The sequence below is a fragment of the Streptomyces sp. NPDC020983 genome (assembly GCF_044333485.1).
GTDB lineage: Bacteria > Actinomycetota > Actinomycetes > Streptomycetales > Streptomycetaceae > Actinacidiphila.
In genome coordinates this window covers 38,798-58,605 of the sequence record NZ_JBIRRA010000004.1, presented here as the reverse complement: position 1 = coordinate 58,605, position 19,808 = coordinate 38,798, and the positions used below count along the sequence as shown (strand labels likewise).

The following is a 19,808-nucleotide window of genomic DNA, read 5'->3' as shown; positions in this document are numbered from 1 at the left end:
GCCCATTCTCGCACTACGAGGGGGTGCCGAGGCCAGTCATTACCGAGCGGGCCTCGGCGAGGGCGTCGCCGCCTCCGGTGACCAGGACGTCCGGCTCGATGCCCTGGCCGTCCACGCTGCGGCCGTCCGGCAGCCGGTAGTGGCCGACCGTGAGCTCGGCGACGGAGCCGTCCGGCAGGGTGCTGGGCATCTGCACCGACCCCTTGCCGAAGGTGCGCGAGCCGACGACGACCGCGCGGCCGCGGTCCTGGAGGGCGCCGGCCAGCATCTCGGCGGCACTCATCGTGCCGCCGTCGACGAGCACCACGAGCGGCACCGCGGTGTCGCCGCCGGGGTCGGCGTAGAGCGCCTGCTGCTTGCCGTGGACGTCGTAGGTGGCGACCAGGCCGCCGTCGAGGACGGCGGAGGCGGTGGCGACGGCCTCCTCGACCAGACCGCCGGAATTGCCCCGCAGGTCCAGCAGGACGCCGTGCCGGGCGGCCCGGACGGCGTCGCGCACCTGCTTGCCGGTGCCGAGCGAGAAGGCGCCGACGGCGACGAGGGCGGGGCCCTCCGGTCCGTCGGGGTGGCTCACGGTGACGGCCTCGGTGGGCAGCGTGGCCCGCTGGACGGTCACGGACAGCCGGCGGTCGCCGCGCAGCAGCACGAGGGTCACGGCGCTGCCCGGGACGTTGTCGCCGCGCAGGTCGGCGACGACCTCGGTGACCGCAAGTCCCGTGCACGCGGTGGCGTCGATCGACTCCAGCACGTCGCCGACCCGGATGCCGGCCGAGGCGGCGGGGCTGGCCTGCTGGACGCGGGCGATCTCGATCCGCCCGCCGTCGACCTGCCGCACCCACAGCCCCACGCCCACGTAGCGGCCGTTCAGCGCCTCCTGGAGGCCCGCGTACTCCTCCGCGGTGTAGTACGACGACCAGCGGTCGCCGCTGCGGCTGACGAGCTTGCGGACGGCCTGCGGGCCGACCTTGCCCTGCTCGATCTCCCGTGCCAGGCCCGCGGTGTCGACGGGCGCCCGGTCCTCCCGGCTCCCCGCCGCCGCCCGGCTCTCGCCGCTGCGGCCCGCCGCGCCGTCCGGCCGGGCGGAGTTGGCGCGGCCGGCGCCGGAGGCGGAGGGCGAAGTGGCCGCGGTCGCCCGGGTCCTGGCCGCGGCCTGTGGCTCGGCGAAGCTGCCCGCGGCCGCGCCGGTGGCGAGCATCGTGCCGAAGACCAACGTCAGGGTGGCCCCGCGGCGGATGCGGCGGGGCGTCCCGGGGAGCAACGGGCCGGACATGGCCGGAAGTCTAGGCGAGAAAGGGGCGACGTACGGAAAGTTACGACGTCCGCCGGAAGGCGCCGTGGACGCCCGGCGCGTCTCCTCTTTCCCGGCTGTCACACCTTCAGATAGCGGCGCAGCGCGATGAACGCGGCGAGCGCGGGCATCAGCAGGCCGATCAGCAGCACCAGCGGCAGCACCTTGACGACGGAGTCCCAGCCCAGGAAGGACACCAGCGGGATCTTCTCCTGGAGTTTCAGGCCCGCGTCGATCATGAAGTACCGCCCGCCGAGCAGCATCACGCACGCCACGCCCGCGCCGACCAGCCCGGCGAAGGCCGCCTCCATGATGAACGGCATCTGGATGTAGAAGCTGGACGCGCCGACCAGCCGCATGATGCCGGTCTCACGGCGGCGGCTGAAGGCGGACACGCGCACGGTGTTGATGATCAGCAGCATGGCGACGGTGAGCATGAACGCCAGCGCCACGTACGCGGCCTTGGTCATGCCGCCGAGCAGCGCGAAGAGGTTCCGCAGCGTGTCGCGCTGGTCCTCGACCGACTGCACGCCGGGCCGCCCGTTGAACGCGCTCGCGACGACGGCGAACTTCTTCGGGTCCTTGAGCTTGATCCGGTAGTTCTCCGGCATCTGGTCGGGCGTGATGGAGCTGGCCATCGGGGAGTTCTTGAACTGCTTCTCGTAGTTCTTGTAAGCGGCCTCGGAACTCTCGTAGTAGACCTTCTCCACCACCGGCAGGGCCTTGATGTTCTTGAGGATCTCGGCCTTCTGGTCGTCGGTGACCGCGCCCTTGGCACAGCTCGTCGTGGTCGTCGCATCGGCCTTGTTGCACAGGTAGACGGTCACCTGGACCTTGTCGTACCAGTAGCCCTTCATCGAGTCGACCTGCTTGTTGGCGAGCAGGGCGGCGCCGGCGAGGGCGAGGGAGAGCGCCACGGAGATGATCACGGCGAAGGTCATCGTGAGGTTGCGCCGGAGGCCGACGCCGATCTCCGACAGGAAGAACTGGAGGCGCATGGGGGGTCGGGGTCCTTTCGGAAGGGGGCTGCTGTCGTACGGCCGCACCGCCGGGCCGCGGCCCGTTCGGGCCTGCGAGGCTTCCGGCGGGGGCCAGCGGGGGCGCCGCCGCGGGCGCTAGTGCTGGTAGCCGTAGACACCGCGCGACTGGTCGCGTACCAGCCGCCCCTTCTCGAGTTCGATGACGCGCTTGCGCATCTGGTCGACGATGTTCTGGTCGTGCGTGGCCATGACCACGGTGGTGCCGGTCCGGTTGATGCGGTCGAGCAGCCGCATGATGCCGACGGACGTCTGCGGGTCCAGGTTTCCGGTCGGCTCGTCCGCGATCAGCAGCATCGGCCGGTTGACGAAGGCGCGGGCGATGGCCACGCGCTGCTGCTCGCCACCGGACAGCTCGCCGGGCATGCGGTCGTCCTTGCCGGCCAGCCCCACCAGGTCCAGCACCTCCGGCACGGTCTTGCGGATCGTGCCGCGCGGCTTGCCGATGACCTCCAGGGCGAAGGCCACGTTCTCGGCGACGGTCTTGTTCGGCAGCAGCCGGAAGTCCTGGAAGACGGTGCCGAGCTGGCGCCGCATGTGCGGGACCTTCCAGTTGGACAGCCGGGCGAGGTCCTTGCCGAGGACGTGCACGACACCGGTGTCGGTGCGCTCCTCGCGCAGGATCAGCCGCAGGAACGTCGACTTGCCCGAGCCCGACGAGCCGACCAGGAAGACGAACTCACCCTTCTCGATCTCCAGCGATACATCGCGCAGGGCGGGACGGTTCTGCTTCGGGTAGGTCTTGGAGACGTTGTCGAATCGGATCACGTTCGCACCAATGGTTTGCGGGGTGAGCGGACTGGGGATGTAGGGCGACATTACGCGAGAGCGCAACCGGTGCGCAGTCGCCGTGGCGGGTTCGTGCGCCGTCCCACAGGGCATAACCGGGCAAGCCCTGGCATTACCGTCCGGCAACCGCCGCCGTGCGCTCCCGCCTCCGGGCGCCCTCTTGCGCACACCGCCCGGGAACCTGGCACAGTAGAAGGAGCGTGTTCTGAGGCGAGCACACGGCGTCGCAGAACTGGAGCGCAGCCGCTCGGGAACGATTCACCCACCGGGAGCGTTCACCGGACGGAGTGAGGAGACCACCATGACAGTCGACCGGCTGGTGTGCGCGAACTGTTCCGGCCCGGTGGTCGAGGGCCGCTGCTCCGTGTGCCGCGCCAACCGCGCGCGGATGCAGCAGGAGTCCGGCTGGTCCTCGATATCCCCTGCGACCCTCGTCGCCCTCCTCGTGGCCCTCCTCGCCGTCGTCCTGGTCGTGGAGCACGCCACGGCGTGAGGCCGCCCTCACGCTCCGTGAGCGACTGGGAGCGCCTGCCCCACCAGCAGCAACCGAAGGGCGGGGCCCCGAACGCCAGGTGCGTTCGGGGCCCCGCCCTTCGGCGTGTCCGGCGCGGCCGTCAGGCCGCGGTGCCGCCGCCGCGGCGGCCCGCCAGGCGCGGGGTCAGCGTGAAGCCGACGCCGCCGGCGATCAGCGTCGCGGCGCCGATCAGCATGAAGGTGGTGCCGCTGGAACCGGTCTCGGCGAGCTGGGTCGTGGTGGTGCCCTGCGGAACCGGCGCCGTGTTGTCGGTGCTGGTGTTGTTGTTGCCGCAGTCGACGCTCTCGCCGGTCAGCGTGCAGGTGTTGTTGTTGCCGTCGGGCTTCGAACCACCGGCGGTACCGGTGTTGCCGCCGTTGGCGTTGCCGCCGTTCTGGTTCCCGCCGTTGGCGTTGCCACCGTTCTGGTTGCCACCGTTCTGGTTGCCCACGGTGGTGCCGGAGCCCGGCGCGGACGGCGGCGGGCTCGACGGCGGCTCGTTGGACGGCGGCGGGCTGGACGGCGGCTCGTTCGACGGCGGCGGGCTGGACGGCGGCTCGTTGGACGGCGGCGGGCTCGACGGCGGCTCGTTCGACGGCGGCGGGCTCGACGGCGACGCGCTGGAGGAGGGCTCGCCGGGAACACCGCCGATCGGGTCCGTCGGGTCGTCCGCGGTGAAGCTCTGGATCGTCGACGTGTGGCTCGGCTTGTCGGCGGCCTGCGCCACGCCCACGACCGTCAGCGACGCACCGCCGGCGATGACGGCCGCCGCGGCTATCCGAGCGACACGCACCCGCGTGTTGCGCTTGCTCATGAGTCAGATACCCCCAGTAGATGTCTGCTTCGGGCTGCGCAGCATCCTGGTGGTGTTGTCACTGGGGGGCTTCGACGCTCTCCCCCGTGCGCTGACGCCTCCGTGCATGCGCATGCCGCGCCTTACCTTCGCGGCTTTCCCTGGACCCGTCAAGGGCATTAAGCACACAATGCCCCAATTAGCCCGACGTGCACGGCACTTCCGTACACGTCTGTGACATGACGGACTGCCGGGGAATCAGGCGGCGGTCTTCTCACGGGACTTGCGCCAGCGGATACCCGCCTCGATGAAACCGTCGATGTCGCCGTCGAGGACGCCCTGCGGGTTGCCGACCTCGTGCTCGGTGCGCAGGTCCTTGACCATCTGGTACGGGTGCAGGACGTACGAACGCATCTGGTTGCCCCAGGAGTTGCCGCCGTCGCTCTTGCCGAGGGAGTCCATCAGCGCCTGCTCCTCCTGGCGGCGGCGTTCGAGCAGCTTCGCCTGCAGGACGTTCATGGCGCTCGCCTTGTTCTGGATCTGGGAGCGCTCGTTCTGGCAGGAGACGACGATGCCGGTCGGCAGGTGGGTGATGCGGACGGCGGAGTCGGTGGTGTTGACGCCCTGGCCGCCGGGGCCGGAGGCGCGGTAGACGTCCACGCGCAGCTCGGACTCGTCGATCTCGACGTGGTCGCTCTGCTCCACGACGGGCAGCACCTCGACGCCCGCGAAGGACGTCTGGCGGCGGCCCTGGTTGTCGAAGGGCGAGATGCGCACCATGCGGTGCGTGCCCTGCTCGACGGACAGGGTGCCGTAGGCGTAGGGGGCCTTGACGACGAAGGTCGTCGACTTGATGCCGGCCTCTTCGGCGAAGGACGTCTCGTAGATCTCCGTCGGGTAGCCGTGGCGCTCGGCCCAGCGCAGGTACATGCGCTGGAGCTGCTCGGCGAAGTCGGCCGCGTCGACACCGCCGGCCTCCGCGCGGATGTTGACCAGGGCCTCGCGGGCGTCGTACTCGCCCGACAGCAGCGTCCTGACCTCCATCTCGTCGAGCGCCTTGCGGACGTCGGTCAGCTCCGACTCGGCCTCGGCGCGCGTGTCCGCGTCGTCCTCGGCCTCGGCCAGCTCGAAGAGGACCCCGAGGTCGTCGATCCGGCCGCGCAGCGCCTCGACCTTGCGCAGCTCGGCCTGGAGGTGGGACAGCCGGCTGGTGACCTTCTGCGCGTTGTCCGGGTCGTCCCAGAGGGTCGGCACCGCCGCCTGCTCTTCCAGCGCGGCGATGTCGTCCCGCATCCGGTCGAGGTCGAGGACGGCCTCGATCGACCCCATGGTCGAGGACAGGGATTTCAGTTCTTCGGATACATCGACGATTGCCACGGGTCCAGCCTACCGGCTGGCCGAAACAAGCCGGGCCCGTGCGCCCCGCCCCGTGCCGTACGGCCGCGGGCCCGTACCGCGGCTCATACCGAGGCCGTCGCGCGGGTCAGGGTGCCGCCCGCGGTGCGGGTGAAGAGCTCCAGGGTGTGCGGGGACGCGGCGACCGTGCCGACCGCGCGGTCCGCGCCGGTGCCGGGCAGCGGGGCGGCCGACCAGTCGGCGTCCGGGGCGGCGGCGGCCTGGCTGCCGGCGGCGAAGGCGTAGAGGCGGCCGCCGGCGGCCACCGCGTCGGGCCGCCCGGTCGCGTCCAGCCCCCGGACGACGGCGGAGGGCCGCCAGGCACCGCCGGAGTACGGCAGCTGGAGCACCGCCCCGTCCGCCTTGCGGACGACGAAGGCGTCCAGGGTGCCGCGCTCCTGCGAGACCAGCGCGGGGGCGGCGGTGATACGGCCCGCGGTGGGCACCACGGCCCAGGCGTTCCAGCGGTCGCCGACGAGCGAGGCCGTCACCAGGTCGCCGCCGACCCGCCCGACCAGGTCGACCCGGCCGGGCTCGGAGGACGCGGCGGCGGGGGCCGCGTCGAAGTGGGTGCGCTCGTCGACCTGGGACCAGGCGTTCCACTCCCCGCCGGACGCGGCGCCGGTCGCACCGGTCATGGTGCGCCGGTAGAGCAGGCCGTCGGTGCCGAGCGCGAAGAGGTCGATCCGGCCGTCCCGGGCGGAGACCACCGCCGGGTCGTCGTCGACGTTTATGCCCGTGAGCTTGTGCCACCGCCCGTAGTGGCCGCGGCTGTCCCGCACGACGTACCAGACGTTCTTGTCCTTGCCCCGTGCGAAGACGTACGTCGCGCCGTGCACCGCGAGCGCGCGCGGGCCGCCGGTCAGCGGGACCCCCGCGGCCGGAACGCCCTGGAAGCCGGACCAGCGCGGCAGCGCGATCGGCTGCCCGGTACGGCTCTGCGGCACGTCCGCGGCCGCGGTCGGGGCGGCCGGGGTCGTCGCGTGCTTCTGCTGCGTCGCCGGCGGGTCGGAGGGCGGCACGTCGCCGCGCGAGTCGCCGGGCCCGGACGAGCCGGAGGAGCCGGACGACGCGATGCCCCAGCCGCCGATGCCGGCCACCGCGAGCGCCGCGGCCGCCGCGGCGGCGAAACGGATGCGGCGCTGCCGCACGGCGTCCGAGACCGAGCGGTGCCGGGGGCTCGCCGGCCGCCCCGGCGCCGAAGCCCGCGCCCTGCCGCCGCCGGAACGGGCGGCCGCCCCGTAGCCGGCCAGCTCCTCGGGCGTGGGCAGCTTGATGCTGGTGTGGGTGTCCCGGCTGGAGTCCGGCGCCGACCCGCGCACCAGCGGTACGGCCCCGCGCCGCCGGTCGCCGTCGTCCGCGCCCTGGGGCCGCGGGGGCGGCAGCGGGACGCCCGCGGCCGCGCCGTCCTCGGCGCCGTACCCGCCGTCACCGGCCTCGCCCTGGCCGCCGGGCGCCGCGACGTCGAGGGCGGGCAGGCCCGCCAGCCGCGGCAGCAGGTCGCGCAGCTTCGCACCCAGTTCGGCGGCCGTCAGCCGGGACGCGGGCGCCTTGGCCAGGCACGCGGTCAGGACGCGGTCCAGCTCCGGCGGCAGCCCCGGCAGCGGCTGGACGGCCTCCGTGACATGCCGCCGCAGCACCGCGCCGGGGTGCCCTCCGCCGAACGGCGTGAAACCGCCGAGCAGCTCGTACAGCACCGTGGCCAGCGCGTAGATGTCCACCGAGGCGCGCGGCGGCAGACCCTCGATGATCTCCGGCGCGAGGTAGTCGGGCGTGCCGATGATGCGGGTCGCGCGGGTGCGCCGCGGGGTGTCGACGAGCCGCGCGATACCGAAGTCCGTGAGCAGCGCGGGCGGCGCGCCGCCCGGCCCCGCCGGCGCGGCGGAGTCCAGCAGCACGTTCTCCGGCTTGACGTCCCGGTGCACCACTCCCGCCGCATGCGCGGCGGCGAGCCCGTCCGCCACGTCCGCGGCGATCGCGACCGCCGCCTCCGGGGTGAGCCGCCGCTCCCGCTCCAGCCGCGACCTCAGGTCCGTGCCCCGCACCAGGTCCATGACCAGGGCCAGGTCGCTGCCGTCCACCACGAGGTCGCGGATACCGACGATGTGCGGGTGGTCGAGCGACAGCAGGGCGGTCCGCTCCTGCACGAAGCGGCCGACGAGATCCTGGTCGGACGCCAGGTCCTCGCGCAGCAGCTTGATGGCGACCGGTCCCTCGGGGCCGTCACCGAGCCACACCGTGCCCGCGGATCCCCGCCCGAGCACCTGGTGGGCGGTGTAGCGGCTGCCGATCTTCCTGGCCAAGGCTTGCTCCGACTCCTCCGGCGGTCCGTCGCGTTGCCGACAAAGCTACGCGGATGAGGGCCCGTTCGGGATACGGGAGGTCGGTGAGGACGCTTTCCGCACGAGAAATCACCCTCCAGAAGTCGACAAATCCCCCCAGTGGCGTGCGGGTGGCTCCGCCGCGCGGGCCGGATTGCGCGCGGGCGCGCGGTCTTGCGGCGGTGGGGGGTGCGAGCATTTGCGCCGCGGGGTGGTGGGTGCGGTGGGCCGCGGCCCTGGTGCCGGTGGGGGCCGGTCGCGCAGTTCCCCGCGGTGCCTTTTGCGCTGCGGGGGTGCGTGGTGCGGTGGGCCGCGGACCTGGTGCCGGTGGGGGCTGGTCGCGGGGTTCCCCCGCGGGCCTTTTGCGCTGCGGGGGTGGTTGTTGCGGTGGGCCGCGCGATCTTCTGCCGGTGGGGGCTGGTCGCGCAGTTCCCCGCGCCCCCGGGTTGCCCGGCGGGGCATCGCGCACTCCGTGCGGTGGGTGGGGTCGGGTGCCACTCCGGGGGTACCTCCTCGGAATGCGCGTCTGACGTCATGACGTGTTCGTTGGGCGGTGGGGTGCGCATTCCTGCGGGGGCACCCCCGGATCGTCCCCCTCCCGGGCCGGTGTGGCGGCTGCCTGCCGGTGGGGGTGAAGTCTCTGCAGGGACTGCGGTTCGCCCCCGACGGCGAATGCGCCCCACAGGTGAACCGTCAGCCGACGTCGAATCTGCACGGGTGGTGGGGGTGGGAACACCCCGCGCCGCCAGGCGCGGGAAACCCCCACGGCGGGCAAGCCGCCCACGCACCCCCAGGCGGGCACCGCCCGAAGCAGCACGCCGCCAGGCGCGGGAAACCCCCACGGCGGGCAAGCCGCCCACGCACCCCGGGCGGGCACCGCCCGAAGCAGCGCGCCGCCAGGCGTGGGCTCAGTTGAGGCCGTTGAGGTTGGGCGGCAGGGTCTTGCCGTCGATGCCCGGCGTGGGCGTACCGGTGCCGTTGCCCCCTCCGGAGTCGCCGGTGATGGACGAGATCGTGTGCCACGCCGACTTGATCCAGTCCGAGGACGCGTCCCACAGGTTGCGCGTCGTGTTGAACCAGTCGGGCAGCGGCGTCGTGTACCAGACCAGGACGAAGAGGGCGACGAGCACCAGGATCACCACGAAGCAGCCCTTGAGGCAGCCCAGGCCCGGGATCTTGACGGGGTTGGCGCTGCGCCGCCGCGGCTCGCGCTCGGGCGCCTGCGGCCGCGGCTGCGGCTCGTACCGCTGGGGCTGCTGCTCGTAGCGCCGCGGGTCGTACGCCTGCTGCTGGGGCTGCTGGTAGCGGGGCTGCTGGGGCTGCGGCGGCTGCTGCTGGGGGTAGCCGTAGCCGCCCTGCCCGGCCTGCTGCTGCTGCTGCTGCGGGTAGCCGTAGCCGCCCTGCTGCTGCGGGTAGCCGTACCCCTGGCCTTGTCCCTGGCCCTGGGCGGGGCGGGCCGGCTGGCGGCGGGGGCGGCGGAAGAGGGGGTCCATCTCGGGGGGCAGGTAGTGCGCCTCGGTCTGGTCGTTGCGCTGCCGGGCGGCGTTGAGCTGCGACTCCCACGGGTGCGGGCCCTGCGGCTGCGGCGGCCCGGCGTCCGGTACGGGGGGCAGCACGCGGGTGCCGTCGCCGCCGGGGCGGTCGCCGCTCGGCGGGAGGACGCGCGTGGCGGCGGACGGGTCGTACTGCTGCCCGCCGCCCGACCCCGACGGCAGCACCTGCGTGGGATCGGCGTCCGCGGCGGCGGCGAGGTTGGCGCCGCGCGGCAGCGTGGGGGCCTCGTCCGGTACGAGCAGCGCGCCCACGCCGAGCGCGGCCTCGGCGGCAGCGGGCGTCGCGTGCACGCCGACACCGGCCGCGACCACCCGCAGCGCGCGGGCCAGCGTCTCCGCGCTGGGCCGCTGGCCGGGCTCCTTGCGCATGCAGCGTTCGATGACCGTCCAGAGCGGCTCGGGTACGTTGCCCGGCCGCGGCGGCTCCTGCCGCAGATGCGCCTGGAGCACCTCGATCGCCGTCTCGCCCTGGAAGGGGGCCCGGCCGGTGACCAGCTCGTAGAGCAGGATGCCCGCGCCGTAGACGTCCACGGCGGACGTCTGCGGGCGGCCCTGCGCGGACTCCGGCGCCACGTAGGCGGGCGTGCCGACGAACTCGTGCGTACGCGTCACGCCCGGGGAGTCCGCGAGCCGCGCGATGCCGAAGTCCGTGAGCATCGGGTGCATGCGCTCGCTGCCGTCCTCGTCCGTGAGGGTGGCGAGCAGCACGTTCGCGGGCTTCAGGTCGCGGTGGACGACACCGTCCGCGTGACTGGCGGCCAGCGCGTCCGCGACGGCCGCGGTCAGCAGCGCGGCCGCGACCGGGGAGAAGGGACCGTTCTCGCGGAGGTAGCGGTGCAGGTCGGGACCGTCGACGAGATCCATCACGAGCGCGAGCAGATCGCCCTCGACGACCAGGTCACGGACCCGCACGATGTGCGGGTGGCGCAGCCGCAGCAGGACGCTGCGCTCGCGCAGGAAGCGCATCACCACGTCGGGGTCGCCGGCGAGCTCCTCCTTGAGCACCTTCACGGCGACCGTCGCGCCCGGCTCCAGTCCCTCCGCCGCGGGCAGGGCGTCAGGGCCGCCCTCGGCACCACGCACCCGGGCACGCCAGACGGTGCCCGTGGCGCCGCGCCCGAGCGGCTCCTCCAGGAGGTATTTGCTGCCTACCGGCCGCACGTCATGCGCTCCCTGCTCCGTAGTGACCGGGCGCTTCCTCCCGGTGACCGATGCCCGGTTCCGCCCAAGCGTAGTGCCGTGCGGCGCGAGGCGGGGCGGGCGGCGAGGCCGAATACCCGGGTAGGACGCGTACGGGCTCCGCCCGGTTGCGTACGACGGCGGGCGCCGCGCCGCGCGGTGCCCACTTGCGGCGGAGCGTGCGGCTGCCCCGCCGCGGCAGCTTCCCGCGCCTGACGGCGCCGCGCTCGGACGGTGCCCGCCCGAAGTGAGCTCGCGGCTGCCCGCCGCCGGGGGTGCTTCGGACGGCGCCCGCCCGAGGTGCGTTTGCGGCTGACCCGCCACTGTGGTGCCCGCGCCTGGCGGCCCCGCTGCGGGCGGTGGCCGCCCGGGGTGCGTGGGCGGGTGTCCCGCCGTGGGGGTGCCCGCGCCTGGCGGCGCGGGGTGTTCCCACCCCCACCACCCGTGCAGATATGACGTCGGCTGACGGCCTTCTCGTGGGGGTGCGCCGCCGTCGGGGGCGAACCGCAGTCCCCCAACCACACTCACCCCCACCGGCAGGCAGCCGCCACACCGGCCCGGGAGGGGGACGATCCGGGGGTGCCCCCGCAGGAATGCGCACCCACTCCCCGCCACCCACGTCATGACGCCAGACGCGCATTCCGAGGAGGTACCCCCGGAGTGGCACCCGACCCCACCCCCGCACGAAGTGCGCGATGCCCCGCCGGATGACCCCAGGGGCGCGGGGAACTGCGCGAGCAACCCCCCACCGGCAGAAGATCGCGCGCACGACCGCAACAACAACCCCCCGCAGCGCAAAGCCCCGCGGAGCACCCCGCGCCCAGCCCCACCGGGCAGAAAGGCAAACCGCCCACCGCAAGCCGCACCCCCTCAGGGGCGCGGGGAACGGCGCGACCAGCCCCCACCCACCGCAAGGCCGCGGGCCACCGCACCACGCACCGCCGGGCCCGGGCCCAGGCCCCCGCGAACGGTCCGGGACCGGTGGTGGGGTCGCGCGGGACACCGCGAAACGCAGCCCGGCGCCGCCGGTGGGCGCGCCCACATGGGGACGTATGGGGCGGCGCAGCCACAGGCAAGATCACGTCAGGCCGGTACCGGCCGCGCGGTGTCGGCGGCGGGTGGGAGGATGCACCGGTACGGTCCGGTGGGGGCGGGCGGGGCGGCGGCTCCGCCGGATGTGCCCGCGTGGTGCCAGTGCCAGTTCAGTGCAGTGTCAACGCGCCCGCGCGCGGCCGGGGAGGGACGCCCCGACGTACGCCCGGGCAGAAGGGACCGCGGACGAGATGCAGATCCGGCTGACCGTCCTCGGGCCGCGCAGCGGCCGGGCAGCCCGCGGCAGCGACGTCCTCGTGACGGCGCCCGCCGGCACCGTGCTGGGCTCGATCTCCGGTGCGCTCGCCTCCGCGGCGGGTTCCGGGCAGCCGGGCCGCTCCGCCGGGGCCTCGGTGGCCCTTTACGCCGGGCAGGAGCGCGTGCCGCCGACCGCGGTGCTGGGTGTGCCGCCGCTCGTGGACGGCGCGGTCCTCGCGGTGCACGCTCCCGCGGGCCCGCACGACCCGGGCCCGTACGGCAGTTTCGGGGAGTACGGCAGTCCGCCGGCCGGTGCGGCGCGGCTGCTGGTGGTGGGCGGGCCGGACGCGGGCGGCGTGCACCTGCTGCCGGGCGGGCGGGCGACGATCGGCCGCTCCTCGGAGGCGGACGTACCACTGGACGACCCGGACGTGTCCCGGCTCCACTGCGAGGTGGCCTTCGGCCCGGACGGCTCGCCGACCGTCGCCGACCTCGGCTCGACGAACGGGACGGCGCTCGGCGGGCGCGCGGTCGGTCCGCAGCCCGTCCCGCTGCCGCCGGGGGCGCTGCTCCAGCTCGGCGAGTCCACGCTGCGCCTCGATCCGCCGGGTGCCCCGGCCCCGCAGCCGCTGCCGGCCGTCCCGGACGCCGAGGGCCACCTCCGGGTGGGCCTGCGCGATTCGGGGCCGGAGCCGGAGGCGGCACCGGAGGCGCACGTCCCCGCCGCCCGCGGGGAGGCCGCCGGGCCCACCGCGTACGGCCACGGCACGTTCCGGCCCCCTGCCCCGCCCCCGGCGACGCGTCCGGAGGCGGCCGCGGCGTTCGGGGACGCGGTTCCGCAGGTCCCGCGGCCCGCGGACGCCGAGGGCCCCTCCGGATACGGCAGGCGGGACACCGGGCAGGCCCGGCGGCCCGGGGTGGGCGGCGGGCGCGGCGGGGTCGTCGGGTCGATAGGGGCGTGGGCGCGGCGCAGGCTCCAGGGCGCGGGGCGCGCCGAGAACGCGGAGGCGTACTCCGGGACGCAGGCCGCGGAGCTGCGGGAGCGCTGGCCGGATCCGGCGGCGGTGCTGCTCACCGCGCTCGGACCGGGCCGCCGCCTGTGGGAGCGCGGCCCCGGCCACCCCGACGCGCTGACCGTACGGCTCGGCACCACCGGCTACGGCCCGCGGCAGCCCGCCGGGGTGCCCTTCGCCGTCTCCCTGCGCGAAGCGCACTCCGCCGCGCTGACCCTCGCCGGTCCGCGCCCTCGGCTCTCCGGGCTCGCCCGCGCGGTGCTCGCCCAGCTGTGCGCCCTGCACTCCCCCGGCACGCTCGAAGTGGTGCTGCTCAGCGCCGACCGCGCCCGCCCCGCCGAACAGCGCGCCGAGGAGTGGGCGTGGCTGAACTGGCTGCCGCACCTGCGCCCGGCCCGCGGCCAGGACTGCCGGCTGCTGCTGGCCTTCGACCGCGAGCAGGCGCAGGCGCGGACGGCGGAGCTGATCCGCAGAATCGAGGAGAGCACCGCGGGCGCCGGGGCGTCCGGCGCCGCACACCCCGCCCGGACGGCAGGCGGCGGGGCCGAAGGGGCCCCGGCCGCCGCGGGCTCCACCGGGGTCGCCCGGGCAGGGGGCGGCGCGCCCGGGACGTACGCGCTGCTGGTCGTCGACGGCGACCCCGGCTCGGCCGCGCTCCGCGAGACCGTCTCCCGTATCGCGGCCACCGGGCCCGCCGTGGGCGTGCACGTGCTGTGCCTGGCCGAGCCGGGCGAGCGGCCCCCCGTGGACACCGGTGTGGTGGCCCGGCTGTCCGGGGACGTCGCGACGACGCTGCGGGTCGAGCCCGCGGGCGCCCCGGCGGACACCGACGGCACGGACGAGGCCGACGAGATCGTGCTGGACGCGGTGTCCGCCGCCTGGGCCGAGCACTTCGCCCGGGCACTCGCGCCGCTGCGGGAGGCCGACGCGGAATCGTACGGCGCCGCGTCGCGGCACGCGCTGCCCGCCACCGTACGGCTGCTCGACGAGCTGGACCTCGCGCTGGCCACCCCCGCGAAGATTGCCGCGCGCTGGGCCGCCGCGCACCCCGCGGTGCCGGCCGCCGGCGCGGTCCTCGGCGCCGGGGCGGGCGCCGGGGCGCCCGGCGGGCGGGTCGCCGTCGACCTCGTCGCGGAGGGACCGCACCTGCTCGTGGGGGGCGCGCCCGGCTCGGGCAAGACCGAGCTGCTGCGCTCGCTCGCGGCGGCGCTCGCCGCGAGCGAGCGGCCCGAGCGGCTCGCGCTCGTCCTGCTCGACGGCGGCGGCCAGGAACGCGGCGAGGGGCTCGCCGCCTGCGCCGACCTGCCGCACGTCACCGAGCACCTGGTCGCCACCGACCCGGTGCGGATGCGGGACTTCGCACAGGCGCTGGGGGCGGAGCTGAAGCGGCGGGCCGCCGTGCTCGGCGAGCAGACGTTCGCCGCGTGGCACGCCGAGCGCGTCGTCACCGCGAGCGTGCCGCACCAGGGCGGACGGCCCGCGGACGCTTCGGACACACCCGACGCGCCCGAAGCGCCGCCGATGCCGCGGCTCGTCCTGCTCGTCGACGACCTGGACGCACTCGTCGCGCCCGCCCTCGGCAGCCCCGGGCGGCCCGCGGCCGGCAGCGTCGTCCGCGCGGTCGAGGCCGTCGCCCGGGAGGGCGAGCGGCTCGGCGTCCACCTCGTCGCCGCCACCGGGCGGCCCGAGCGGACCGCCGGGACGGACGCGGACGAGCGGGCACCGCTGCGGATCGCGCTGCGGAGCGCGGATCCGGAGTCCGCGGCGCTCCTCGTCGGCGTCGAGGACGCGGCGGGGCTCGACGAGGCGGTGCCCGGGCGGGGCTACCTCCGCCGGCCCGGCGGGGCGGTGACGGCCTTCCAGGCCGGACGGGTCAGCGGGCGCATCCCCCGGACAGCCACGCTGCGGCCCACGGTCGTGGCGCTCGAATGGGAGCGGATGGGGGATCCGCCGGCCCGGCGCCAGGTCCGCGAGCTCGGAAACGGGCCCACGGACCTCGCGCTCCTCGCCAGCGCCCTTCAGCGCGCCTCGGAGGCCGCCCCGCTCTCCTCCTGACCTCCACGCCCGCCCCGGCGGCGCCCACGCCTGGCGGCGCCGCGCTCGGGCAGTGCCCACGCCTGGCGGCGCCCGATTGCCCGTGCGTGGGCGGCTGACCCGCCGCCGGGGTGCCCGCGCCTGGCGGCGCGCCGCTCCGGGCCGTGCCCGGTTGCCGGTACGTAGGCGGCTTGCCCGCCGCCGGGGTTTCCCGCGCCTGGCGGCGCGGGGTGTTCCCACCCCCACCACCCGTGCGGGACAGATGTCGGCTGACGGTCCACCTGTGGGGGTGCTTCGCCGTCGGGGGCGAACCGCAGTCCCCGAGAAGACCTCACCCCCACCGGCAGGCAGCCGCCACACCGGCCCGGGAGGGGGACGATCCGGGGGTGCCCCCGCAGGAATGCGCACCTACTCCCTCACCGGACACGGGGGAGGTCAGACGCGCATTCCGAGGAGGTACCCCCGGAGTGGCACCCGACCCCACCCCCGCACAATCAGCGCGATGCCCCGCCGGATGACCCCAGGGGCGCGAGGAACTGCGTGACCAGCCCCCACCAAGCGAAAGGCGAACCGCCCACCGCAACCCGCCCCCCCCAGGGCGCGGAGCACCCCGCGCCCACCCCCCACCGGCGGAACGGCGAACCGCCCACCGCAAACCCCGCCCCCGTCGAACCCCAGTCCCCCGCCCCACCCCCTACAACGGGTTTGCGCCAAGATCACGGAGTGGTCACAGCACCCCAGACGTGGCGTTCGCGGCCTTGCCGGGGGAAGTTCACCGGGCGTAGGACAGGACGCCACGGGACTGAGGGGATGCGAGATGCACACGTTAAAGGGCAAGCCGCAAAGAGCCACCACCAGCCGCGGCGTCCGCCGCGCTACGCGCATAGCGGTGGCGACCGCGGCGGCGTCCGCCCTCGCGTTGACCGCCGCGGCGTGCGGCGGCGACAAGAAGGACGACGGGGACAAGAAGAGTTCGCCCAGCTCCACCGCGAGTTCGGGCAGCGCCGCGGGCGGCGCGCTGCAACTGCCCGACCTGCACGGCCAGAAGCTGGAAGTGGCCGCGGTCTGGACGGGCCCGGAGCAGAAGAACTTCCAGAAGGTGCTGGACGAGTTCGACAAGCGCACCGGCGCGAAGAGCACGTTCGTGCCCACGGGTGACAGCCAGTCGACGTTCCTGGGCGCGAAGATCCAGGGCGGTGCCCCGCCGGATGTCGCGTTCCTGGCGCAGAACGGCGTGATGCACCAGTTCGCCGACAAGGGCTGGCTCAAGCCGCTGGGCGCGCAGGCCAAGGCGGAGCTGCAGAAGAACTTCTCCAAGGGCTGGCAGGATCTCGGCGCCTGGAAGGGTACGCAGTACGGCATTTACGCCAAGGCGTCCAACAAGTCGCTGATCTGGTACAGCACTTCCGCCTTCAGCAACGCGGGCGCGGCGGAGCCGAAGACCTGGGACGACTTCCTGAAGACGGCGGAGACCGTCTTCGACTCGGGGACGGCGCCGGTGTCGATCGGCGGCGCGGACGGGTGGACCCTCACCGACTGGTTCGAGAACGTCTACCTGTCGCAGGCCGGGCCGGACAAGTACGACCAGCTGGCCGCGCACAAGATCAAGTGGACGGACCCGTCCGTCAAGACCGCGCTGACCACCCTGGCCCAGCTGTTCGGCAAGAAGGAGCTGCTCGCGGGCGGCGCGAAGGGCGCGCTGGCGACCGACTTCCCGAAGTCGGTGACGCAGACCTTCACCGGCAATCCGCCGGCCGCCGCGATGGTCTACGAGGGGGACTTCGTCTCGGCCTTCATCGCGGGCAACACCAAGGCGAAGGTCGGCACGGACGCCAAGGAGTTCGCCTTCCCGGCGGTCGGCGGCGGCAAGGCGCCGGTCGTCAGCGGCGGTGACGTGGCGGTGGCGCTGAAGGACACCCCGGCGGCGCAGGCGCTGCTGACGTTCATCGCGTCGCCGGACGCGGCCAAGATCTGGGCGCAGGGCGGCGGTTACCTGTCGCCGAACAAGAACCTGGACATGGCGGCGTATCCGGACGACGTGCAGCGCAACATCGCCACCTCGCTGATCGGCGCGGGCGACGACTTCCGCTTCGACATGTCGGACCAGGCTCCGGCCGCCTTCGGCGGCACGAAGGGCCAGGGCGAGTGGAAGGACCTCCAGGACTTCCTGGCCAACCCGTCGGACGTCGCGGGCGCGCAGGCCAAGCTGGAGGCGGACGCCGCCAAGGCCTACGGGGGCTGAGGGTGGCCCCGGCATCGGTGGCGGACGCCACCGCGGGGGCGGGCGGCGGCGGTGGCGCCGCCGTCCCGTCCCCGCCGGGCTCCGCGAAGGGGCCGCGGCGCGGTGTGGCGGCGACCCGGCCGTGGGTGGCGGTGCTCTTCCTGCTGCCCGCGCTGGTGCTGCTGGGCGCGCTGGTGGCGTATCCGATCGTCTACACCGTCAAGCGCAGCCTGTACGACGCGGACGGCAGCGCCTTCGTGGGGCTGAAGAACTTCGGCACGGTCTTCAGCGACCACGGCATTCTCACGGCGGTCCGCAACAACGTCGTCTGGGTGCTGGTCGCGCCGACCGTGGCGACCGCGCTCGGCCTGGTGTTCGCGGTGCTGACGGAGAAGGTCCGCTGGGGTACGGCGTTCAAGCTGGTCGTCTTCATGCCGATGGCGATCTCGATGCTGGCCGCGGGGATCATCTTCCGGCTGGTGTACGAGCAGGACCCGCACCAGGGCGTGGCCAACGCGGTGGTGGTGGCGGTCCATGACACCTTCAGCGACTCGGCGGCCTATCCCGGCGCGAGACCGCGGCCGAACAGCGACCTGAAACCGTCCGCGGGCGGCTCGTTCACGTCGCGGGCCAGGGCGGGCGCGGGCACCCCGACGGATCTGCCGCTCGTCGGCATCCCGCAGAACAAGGTGCCCTCCGGGGCGCGGGACGCCAGGCCGGCGGCGCCGAAGTCCGGCGCGGTCACCGGCACGGTGTGGCTGGACTTCCGGCCCGGCGGCACGGGCACCCCGGGGAGGATCGACCCGGGTGAGAAGGCGCTGTCGGGCGTGAAGGTGCAGGCGGTCAAGGACGGCAAGGTCGTCGCGTCGGCGAAGACGGGCAAGGACGGCACGTACGAGCTGCCCGCGGACGCGGTCGGCGCGCAGCTGCGGCTGCCCGGGTCGAACTTCTCCGGCAAGTACGAGGGCATCAACTGGCTCGGCCCGAGCCTGGTGACGCCGTCGATCATCGCGGCGTACATCTGGATGTGGGCAGGCTTCGCGATGGTGCTCATCGCGGCTGGCCTGGCCGGGATGCCGCGCGAGCTGCTGGAGCAGGCCCGGGTGGACGGCGCCAACGAGTGGCAGGTCTTCCGCCGGATCACGGTGCCGCTGCTGGCGCCGGTGCTGGTGGTCGTCACGGTCACGCTGATGATCAACGTCCTGAAGATCTTCGACCTCGTCTACATCATCGCGCCCGGCGACAGCCAGCAGGACGCCAACGTGCTGGCGCTCCAGCTGTACGTGTCGTCCTTCGGCGGCGGCAACAACCAGGGCGTGGGCAGCGCGATCGGCGTGATCCTGCTGCTGCTGGTGCTGCCGGTGATGATCTTCAACATCCGGCGGCTGCGGAAGGAGGGGCGCCGATGAGCGCGGACGCGACCGCGGGATCCGCGGGACCCGCGGTGGAGCCGGTACGGGCCACGCGGCCGGCCGAGCGCCCGGGCCGGCGGCTCGGGGCGCGGCTGGCGGAGCTGGCGAGCGGCGGGCTGGTGCGGATCGTGCTGCTGGTGGTGGGCCTGTTCTGGCTGCTGCCGACGGTGGGTCTGCTGCTGTCCAGCCTGCGCCGGCCGACGGACATCGCCGCGAGCGGCTGGTGGAAGGTCTTCACCTCGCCCTCGCAGCTGACGGTGAGCAACTACCGCTCGCTGCTGGACAACCACGCCGTCACCGACTCGCTGGTGAACACCGCGCTGATCACCGTCCCCGCCACGCTGCTGGTCGTGGTGATCGGCGCGCTCGCCGGCTACGCCTTCGCCTGGATGGACTTCCCCGGCCGCGACTGGTGGTTCATCGCGGTCGTGGCCATGCTGGTGGTGCCGGTGCAGGTGGCGCTCATCCCGGTGGCGAAGCTCTTCGGCGACATCGGGATCTTCGGCGACATCTCCGGGGTGGTGCTCTTCCACACCGCCTTCGGGCTGCCGTTCGCGATCTTCCTGCTGCGGAACTTCTTCGCGGAGATCCCGCGCGAGCTGCTGGAGGCGGCGCGGCTGGACGGCGCGGGCGAACTGCGGCTGTTCCTGCGGGTGGTGCTGCCGCTGGGCGGCCCGGCCATCGCGTCGCTGGGCATCTTCCAGTTCCTGTGGGTGTGGAACGACATGCTGGTGGCGCTGATCTTCGCGGACAGCGACTCGCAGCCCGTCACGGTGGCGCTCCAGCAGCAGGTACGGCAGTTCGGCAACAACATCGACATCCTGGCGCCCGGCGCCTTCGTGTCGATGATCGTCCCGCTGGTGGTCTTCTTCGCCTTCCAGCGGCAGTTCGTCAACGGGGTGATGGCCGGCGCCGTGAAGTGAGCCGGCCGGGTACCGACCGGGCATTCCGGGCTGCGGGGGGCGTCTA

11 protein-coding genes and 1 pseudogene are annotated in these 19,808 nt (G+C 74.3%); 5 read left to right on the top strand and 7 right to left on the bottom strand.

Going from position 1 to position 19,808, the window contains the following annotated elements; genetic code table 11:
* Window positions 1-13 precede the first annotated feature (13 nt).
* The 3 genes from ACH4SE_RS09365 to ftsE all read right to left on the bottom strand — a co-directional run bounded on the left by ACH4SE_RS09365 (window position 14) and on the right by ftsE (window position 3,093).
* A complete protein-coding gene (locus ACH4SE_RS09365) occupies window positions 14-1,270 on the bottom strand; it encodes a S41 family peptidase (protein WP_398542727.1) in 1,257 nt (418 codons plus the stop codon).
* Between the two features lie 98 nt (window positions 1,271-1,368).
* A complete protein-coding gene (ftsX, locus tag ACH4SE_RS09360; protein ID WP_398542726.1) occupies window positions 1,369-2,286 on the bottom strand; it encodes a permease-like cell division protein FtsX in 918 nt (305 codons plus the stop codon).
* A gap of 117 nt (window positions 2,287-2,403) precedes the next feature.
* Window positions 2,404-3,093, bottom strand: coding sequence for a cell division ATP-binding protein FtsE (ftsE, locus tag ACH4SE_RS09355; protein WP_398542725.1), 690 nt, complete (start codon window positions 3,091-3,093; stop codon window positions 2,404-2,406).
* Between the two features lie 322 nt (window positions 3,094-3,415).
* Here ftsE and ACH4SE_RS09350 point away from each other — a divergent pair, with 322 nt between their 5' ends.
* A complete protein-coding gene (locus tag ACH4SE_RS09350; protein ID WP_398542724.1) occupies window positions 3,416-3,607 on the top strand; it encodes a hypothetical protein in 192 nt (63 codons plus the stop codon).
* A gap of 121 nt (window positions 3,608-3,728) precedes the next feature.
* Here the strand turns inward: ACH4SE_RS09350 and ACH4SE_RS09345 are convergent, their stop codons facing one another.
* The 4 genes and pseudogenes from ACH4SE_RS09345 to ACH4SE_RS09330 all read right to left on the bottom strand — a co-directional run bounded on the left by ACH4SE_RS09345 (window position 3,729) and on the right by ACH4SE_RS09330 (window position 10,851).
* On the bottom strand, window positions 3,729-4,442 hold the full coding sequence (locus ACH4SE_RS09345; RefSeq protein ID WP_398542723.1) for a hypothetical protein: 714 nt from the start codon (window positions 4,440-4,442) through the stop codon (window positions 3,729-3,731).
* 237 nt (window positions 4,443-4,679) lie between these two features.
* Complete coding sequence (gene prfB / locus ACH4SE_RS09340) at window positions 4,680-5,798, bottom strand: peptide chain release factor 2 (protein WP_398542722.1); 1,119 nt, start codon at window positions 5,796-5,798, stop codon at window positions 4,680-4,682.
* Window positions 5,799-6,832: 1,034 nt separating this feature from the next.
* Window positions 6,833-8,119, bottom strand: a pseudogene (locus ACH4SE_RS09335) (serine/threonine-protein kinase); the annotation flags it as partial.
* Between the two features lie 926 nt (window positions 8,120-9,045).
* Entirely contained in the window at window positions 9,046-10,851 is a 1,806-nt protein-coding gene (locus ACH4SE_RS09330; RefSeq protein ID WP_398542721.1) for a serine/threonine-protein kinase, read from the bottom strand.
* Window positions 10,852-12,152: 1,301 nt separating this feature from the next.
* Between ACH4SE_RS09330 and ACH4SE_RS09325 the strand changes: the two genes are divergently transcribed.
* The 4 genes from ACH4SE_RS09325 (at window position 12,153) to ACH4SE_RS09310 (ending at window position 19,762) form a co-directional block, all read left to right on the top strand.
* Window positions 12,153-15,227 (top strand): FtsK/SpoIIIE domain-containing protein, encoded by a 3,075-nt coding sequence (locus tag ACH4SE_RS09325; protein ID WP_398542720.1) that lies wholly within the window; start codon window positions 12,153-12,155, stop codon window positions 15,225-15,227.
* 796 nt (window positions 15,228-16,023) lie between these two features.
* Window positions 16,024-17,448: an ABC transporter substrate-binding protein gene (locus tag ACH4SE_RS09320; RefSeq protein ID WP_398542719.1), complete on the top strand. Its 1,425-nt coding sequence runs from the start codon at window positions 16,024-16,026 to the stop codon at window positions 17,446-17,448.
* Window positions 17,449-17,465: 17 nt separating this feature from the next.
* Window positions 17,466-18,836, top strand: a complete 1,371-nt coding sequence (locus ACH4SE_RS09315; protein WP_398542718.1) for a carbohydrate ABC transporter permease — start codon at window positions 17,466-17,468, stop codon at window positions 18,834-18,836.
* Window positions 18,833-19,762 carry a carbohydrate ABC transporter permease gene (locus ACH4SE_RS09310; protein ID WP_398542717.1) on the top strand — a complete coding sequence of 310 codons (930 nt, stop codon included), beginning with the start codon at window positions 18,833-18,835 and terminating at the stop codon, window positions 19,760-19,762. The genes ACH4SE_RS09315 and ACH4SE_RS09310 overlap by 4 nt, the downstream gene beginning before the upstream one ends.
* The last annotated feature ends 46 nt before the right edge of the window (window positions 19,763-19,808 follow it).